The organism is Shimia marina (assembly GCF_001458175.1).
Taxonomy (GTDB): domain Bacteria; phylum Pseudomonadota; class Alphaproteobacteria; order Rhodobacterales; family Rhodobacteraceae; genus Shimia; species Shimia marina.
Map to the genome: position 1 here is coordinate 1 of NZ_CYPW01000042.1, position 5,478 is coordinate 5,478.

Here is a 5,478-nt window from a genome sequence, read left to right on the forward strand (position 1 = left end):
ATTAAATCTGCCATTCAAGGCTCTAATGTTCCTAACCCTGATGAGGCCGTCCCTAGTTTTGTTTCTGGTGCTATGGCTAAAGCTGGTAAAGGACTTCTTGAAGGTACGTTGCAGGCTGGCACTTCTGCCGTTTCTGATAAGTTGCTTGATTTGGTTGGACTTGGTGGCAAGTCTGCCGCTGATAAAGGAAAGGATACTCGTGATTATCTTGCTGCTGCATTTCCTGAGCTTAATGCTTGGGAGCGTGCTGGTGCTGATGCTTCCTCTGCTGGTATGGTTGACGCCGGATTTGAGAATCAAAAAGAGCTTACTAAAATGCAACTGGACAATCAGAAAGAGATTGCCGAGATGCAAAATGAGACTCAAAAAGAGATTGCTGGCATTCAGTCGGCGACTTCACGCCAGAATACGAAAGACCAGGTATATGCACAAAATGAGATGCTTGCTTATCAACAGAAGGAGTCTACTGCTCGCGTTGCGTCTATTATGGAAAACACCAATCTTTCCAAGCAACAGCAGGTTTCCGAGATTATGCGCCAAATGCTTACTCAAGCTCAAACGGCTGGTCAGTATTTTACCAATGACCAAATCAAAGAAATGACTCGCAAGGTTAGTGCTGAGGTTGACTTAGTTCATCAGCAAACGCAGAATCAGCGGTATGGCTCTTCTCATATTGGCGCTACTGCAAAGGATATTTCTAATGTCGTCACTGATGCTGCTTCTGGTGTGGTTGATATTTTTCATGGTATTGATAAAGCTGTTGCCGATACTTGGAACAATTTCTGGAAAGACGGTAAAGCTGATGGTATTGGCTCTAATTTGTCTAGGAAATAACCGTCAGGATTGACACCCTCCCAATTGTATGTTTTCATGCCTCCAAATCTTGGAGGCTTTTTTATGGTTCGTTCTTATTACCCTTCTGAATGTCACGCTGATTATTTTGACTTTGAGCGTATCGAGGCTCTTAAACCTGCTATTGAGGCTTGTGGCATTTCTACTCTTTCTCAATCCCCAATGCTTGGCTTCCATAAGCAGATGGATAACCGCATCAAGCTCTTGGAAGAGATTCTGTCTTTTCGTATGCAGGGCGTTGAGTTCGATAATGGTGATATGTATGTTGACGGCCATAAGGCTGCTTCTGACGTTCGTGATGAGTTTGTATCTGTTACTGAGAAGTTAATGGATGAATTGGCACAATGCTACAATGTGCTCCCCCAACTTGATATTAATAACACTATAGACCACCGCCCCGAAGGGGACGAAAAATGGTTTTTAGAGAACGAGAAGACGGTTACGCAGTTTTGCCGCAAGCTGGCTGCTGAACGCCCTCTTAAGGATATTCGCGATGAGTATAATTACCCCAAAAAGAAAGGTATTAAGGATGAGTGTTCAAGATTGCTGGAGGCCTCCACTATGAAATCGCGTAGAGGCTTTGCTATTCAGCGTTTGATGAATGCAATGCGACAGGCTCATGCTGATGGTTGGTTTATCGTTTTTGACACTCTCACGTTGGCTGACGACCGATTAGAGGCGTTTTATGATAATCCCAATGCTTTGCGTGACTATTTTCGTGATATTGGTCGTATGGTTCTTGCTGCCGAGGGTCGCAAGGCTAATGATTCACACGCCGACTGCTATCAGTATTTTTGTGTGCCTGAGTATGGTACAGCTAATGGCCGTCTTCATTTCCATGCGGTGCACTTTATGCGGACACTTCCTACAGGTAGCGTTGACCCTAATTTTGGTCGTCGGGTACGCAATCGCCGCCAGTTAAATAGCTTGCAAAATACGTGGCCTTATGGTTACAGTATGCCCATCGCAGTTCGCTACACGCAGGACGCTTTTTCACGTTCTGGTTGGTTGTGGCCTGTTGATGCTAAAGGTGAGCCGCTTAAAGCTACCAGTTATATGGCTGTTGGTTTCTATGTGGCTAAATACGTTAACAAAAAGTCAGATATGGACCTTGCTGCTAAAGGTCTAGGAGCTAAAGAATGGAACAACTCACTAAAAACCAAGCTGTCGCTACTTCCCAAGAAGCTGTTCAGAATCAGAATGAGCCGCAACTTCGGGATGAAAATGCTCACAATGACAAATCTGTCCACGGAGTGCTTAATCCAACTTACCAAGCTGGGTTACGACGCGACGCCGTTCAACCAGATATTGAAGCAGAACGCAAAAAGAGAGATGAGATTGAGGCTGGGAAAAGTTACTGTAGCCGACGTTTTGGCGGCGCAACCTGTGACGACAAATCTGCTCAAATTTATGCGCGCTTCGATAAAAATGATTGGCGTATCCAACCTGCAGAGTTTTATCGCTTCCATGACGCAGAAGTTAACACTTTCGGATATTTCTGATGAGTCGAAAAATTATCTTGATAAAGCAGGAATTACTACTGCTTGTTTACGAATTAAATCGAAGTGGACTGCTGGCGGAAAATGAGAAAATTCGACCTATCCTTGCGCAGCTCGAGAAGCTCTTACTTTGCGACCTTTCGCCATCAACTAACGATTCTGTCAAAAACTGACGCGTTGGATGAGGAGAAGTGGCTTAATATGCTTGGCACGTTCGTCAAGGACTGGTTTAGATATGAGTCACATTTTGTTCATGGTAGAGATTCTCTTGTTGACATTTTAAAAGAGCGTGGATTACTATCTGAGTCCGATGCTGTTCAACCACTAATAGGTAAGAAATCATGAGTCAAGTTACTGAACAATCCGTACGTTTCCAGACCGCTTTGGCCTCTATTAAGCTCATTCAGGCTTCTGCCGTTTTGGATTTAACCGAAGATGATTTCGATTTTCTGACGAGTAACAAAGTTTGGATTGCTACTGACCGCTCTCGTGCTCGTCGCTGCGTTGAGGCTTGCGTTTATGGTACGCTGGACTTTGTAGGATACCCTCGCTTTCCTGCTCCTGTTGAGTTTATTGCTGCCGTCATTGCTTATTATGTTCATCCCGTCAACATTCAAACGGCCTGTCTCATCATGGAAGGCGCTGAATTTACGGAAAACATTATTAATGGCGTCGAGCGTCCGGTTAAAGCCGCTGAATTGTTCGCGTTTACCTTGCGTGTACGCGCAGGAAACACTGACGTTCTTACTGACGCAGAAGAAAACGTGCGTCAAAAATTACGTGCAGAAGGAGTGATGTAATGTCTAAAGGTAAAAAACGTTCTGGCGCTCGCCCTGGTCGTCCGCAGCCGTTGCGAGGTACTAAAGGCAAGCGTAAAGGCGCTCGTCTTTGGTATGTAGGTGGTCAACAATTTTAATTGCAGGGGCTTCGGCCCCTTACTTGAGGATAAATTATGTCTAATATTCAAACTGGCGCCGAGCGTATGCCGCATGACCTTTCCCATCTTGGCTTCCTTGCTGGTCAGATTGGTCGTCTTATTACCATTTCAACTACTCCGGTTATCGCTGGCGACTCCTTCGAGATGGACGCCGTTGGCGCTCTCCGTCTTTCTCCATTGCGTCGTGGCCTTGCTATTGACTCTACTGTAGACATTTTTACTTTTTATGTCCCTCATCGTCACGTTTATGGTGAACAGTGGATTAAGTTCATGAAGGATGGTGTTAATGCCACTCCTCTCCCGACTGTTAACACTACTGGTTATATTGACCATGCCGCTTTTCTTGGCACGATTAACCCTGATACCAATAAAATCCCTAAGCATTTGTTTCAGGGTTATTTGAATATCTATAACAACTATTTTAAAGCGCCGTGGATGCCTGACCGTACCGAGGCTAACCCTAATGAGCTTAATCAAGATGATGCTCGTTATGGTTTCCGTTGCTGCCATCTCAAAAACATTTGGACTGCTCCGCTTCCTCCTGAGACTGAGCTTTCTCGCCAAATGACGACTTCTACCACATCTATTGACATTATGGGTCTGCAAGCTGCTTATGCTAATTTGCATACTGACCAAGAACGTGATTACTTCATGCAGCGTTACCATGATGTTATTTCTTCATTTGGAGGTAAAACCTCTTATGACGCTGACAACCGTCCTTTACTTGTCATGCGCTCTAATCTCTGGGCATCTGGCTATGATGTTGATGGAACTGACCAAACGTCGTTAGGCCAGTTTTCTGGTCGTGTTCAACAGACCTATAAACATTCTGTGCCGCGTTTCTTTGTTCCTGAGCATGGCACTATGTTTACTCTTGCGCTTGTTCGTTTTCCGCCTACTGCGACTAAAGAGATTCAGTACCTTAACGCTAAAGGTGCTTTGACTTATACCGATATTGCTGGCGACCCTGTTTTGTATGGCAACTTGCCGCCGCGTGAAATTTCTATGAAGGATGTTTTCCGTTCTGGTGATTCGTCTAAGAAGTTTAAGATTGCTGAGGGTCAGTGGTATCGTTATGCGCCTTCGTATGTTTCTCCTGCTTATCACCTTCTTGAAGGCTTCCCATTCATTCAGGAACCGCCTTCTGGTGATTTGCAAGAACGCGTACTTATTCGCCACCATGATTATGACCAGTGTTTCCAGTCCGTTCAGTTGTTGCAGTGGAATAGTCAGGTTAAATTTAATGTGACCGTTTATCGCAATCTGCCGACCACTCGCGATTCAATCATGACTTCGTGATAAAAGATTGAGTGTGAGGTTATAACGCCGAAGCGGTAAAAATTTTAATTTTTGCCGCTGAGGGGTTGACCAAGCGAAGCGCGGTAGGTTTTCTGCTTAGGAGTTTAATCATGTTTCAGACTTTTATTTCTCGCCATAATTCAAACTTTTTTTCTGATAAGCTGGTTCTCACTTCTGTTACTCCAGCTTCTTCGGCACCTGTTTTACAGACACCTAAAGCTACATCGTCAACGTTATATTTTGATAGTTTGACGGTTAATGCTGGTAATGGTGGTTTTCTTCATTGCATTCAGATGGATACATCTGTCAACGCCGCTAATCAGGTTGTTTCTGTTGGTGCTGATATTGCTTTTGATGCCGACCCTAAATTTTTTGCCTGTTTGGTTCGCTTTGAGTCTTCTTCGGTTCCGACTACCCTCCCGACTGCCTATGATGTTTATCCTTTGGATGGTCGCCATGATGGTGGTTATTATACCGTCAAGGACTGTGTGACTATTGACGTCCTTCCCCGTACGCCGGGCAATAATGTTTATGTTGGTTTCATGGTTTGGTCTAACTTTACCGCTACTAAATGCCGCGGATTGGTTTCGCTGAATCAGGTTATTAAAGAGATTATTTGTCTCCAGCCACTTAAGTGAGGTGATTTATGTTTGGTGCTATTGCTGGCGGTATTGCTTCTGCTCTTGCTGGTGGCGCCATGTCTAAATTGTTTGGAGGCGGTCAAAAAGCCGCCTCCGGTGGCATTCAAGGTGATGTGCTTGCTACCGATAACAATACTGTAGGCATGGGTGATGCTGGTATTAAATCTGCCATTCAAGGCTCTAATGTTCCTAACCCTGATGAGGCCGTCCCTAGTTTTGTTTCTGGTGCTATGGCTAAAGCTGGTAAAGG

9 protein-coding genes are annotated in these 5,478 nt (G+C 44.7%); all 9 read left to right on the plus strand.

Annotated elements, in window-relative coordinates:
- Positions 1-834, plus strand: an 834-nt coding sequence (locus SHM7688_RS20245; protein ID WP_058241592.1) for a hypothetical protein, incomplete at its 5' end; no start/stop codon positions are given.
- A 63-nt stretch (positions 835-897) separates the two neighbouring features.
- Complete coding sequence (locus SHM7688_RS20250) at positions 898-2,439, plus strand: replication endonuclease (RefSeq protein WP_000252566.1); 1,542 nt, start codon at positions 898-900, stop codon at positions 2,437-2,439.
- On the plus strand, positions 2,372-2,524 hold the full coding sequence (locus SHM7688_RS20255; RefSeq protein ID WP_435988044.1) for a hypothetical protein: 153 nt from the start codon (positions 2,372-2,374) through the stop codon (positions 2,522-2,524). Before SHM7688_RS20250 ends, SHM7688_RS20255 begins: the two co-directional genes overlap by 68 nt.
- Positions 2,457-2,696 carry a phage DNA packaging protein C gene (locus tag SHM7688_RS20260; RefSeq protein ID WP_016670801.1) on the plus strand — a complete coding sequence of 80 codons (240 nt, stop codon included), beginning with the start codon at positions 2,457-2,459 and terminating at the stop codon, positions 2,694-2,696. Before SHM7688_RS20255 ends, SHM7688_RS20260 begins: the two co-directional genes overlap by 68 nt.
- Positions 2,693-3,151, plus strand: coding sequence for a scaffolding protein D (locus SHM7688_RS20265; protein ID WP_000084700.1), 459 nt, complete (start codon positions 2,693-2,695; stop codon positions 3,149-3,151). The genes SHM7688_RS20260 and SHM7688_RS20265 overlap by 4 nt, the downstream gene beginning before the upstream one ends.
- Entirely contained in the window at positions 3,151-3,267 is a 117-nt protein-coding gene (locus SHM7688_RS20270) for a phage DNA packaging protein J (RefSeq protein WP_000033471.1), read from the plus strand. Before SHM7688_RS20265 ends, SHM7688_RS20270 begins: the two co-directional genes overlap by 1 nt.
- 36 nt (positions 3,268-3,303) lie before the next feature.
- Positions 3,304-4,587, plus strand: coding sequence for a major capsid protein (locus SHM7688_RS20275; protein WP_000065572.1), 1,284 nt, complete (start codon positions 3,304-3,306; stop codon positions 4,585-4,587).
- A 110-nt stretch (positions 4,588-4,697) separates the two neighbouring features.
- Positions 4,698-5,225, plus strand: a complete 528-nt coding sequence (locus SHM7688_RS20280) for a hypothetical protein (protein ID WP_000487867.1) — start codon at positions 4,698-4,700, stop codon at positions 5,223-5,225.
- An 8-nt stretch (positions 5,226-5,233) separates the two neighbouring features.
- A partial coding sequence (locus SHM7688_RS20290; protein WP_503167635.1) for a hypothetical protein occupies positions 5,234-5,478 on the plus strand: 245 nt, incomplete at its 3' end.

Bases quoted from the DNA above. Each gene is read 5' to 3' on its own strand.
- SHM7688_RS20280 (WP_000487867.1), top strand. From the start codon at position 4,698: ATGTTTCAGACTTTTATTTCTCGCCATAATTCAAACTTTTTTTCTGAT.
- SHM7688_RS20250 (WP_000252566.1), top strand. From the start codon at position 898: ATGGTTCGTTCTTATTACCCTTCTGAATGTCACGCTGATTATTTTGAC.
- SHM7688_RS20275 (WP_000065572.1), top strand. From the start codon at position 3,304: ATGTCTAATATTCAAACTGGCGCCGAGCGTATGCCGCATGACCTTTCC.
- SHM7688_RS20265 (WP_000084700.1), top strand. From the start codon at position 2,693: ATGAGTCAAGTTACTGAACAATCCGTACGTTTCCAGACCGCTTTGGCC.
- SHM7688_RS20270 (WP_000033471.1), top strand. From the start codon at position 3,151: ATGTCTAAAGGTAAAAAACGTTCTGGCGCTCGCCCTGGTCGTCCGCAG.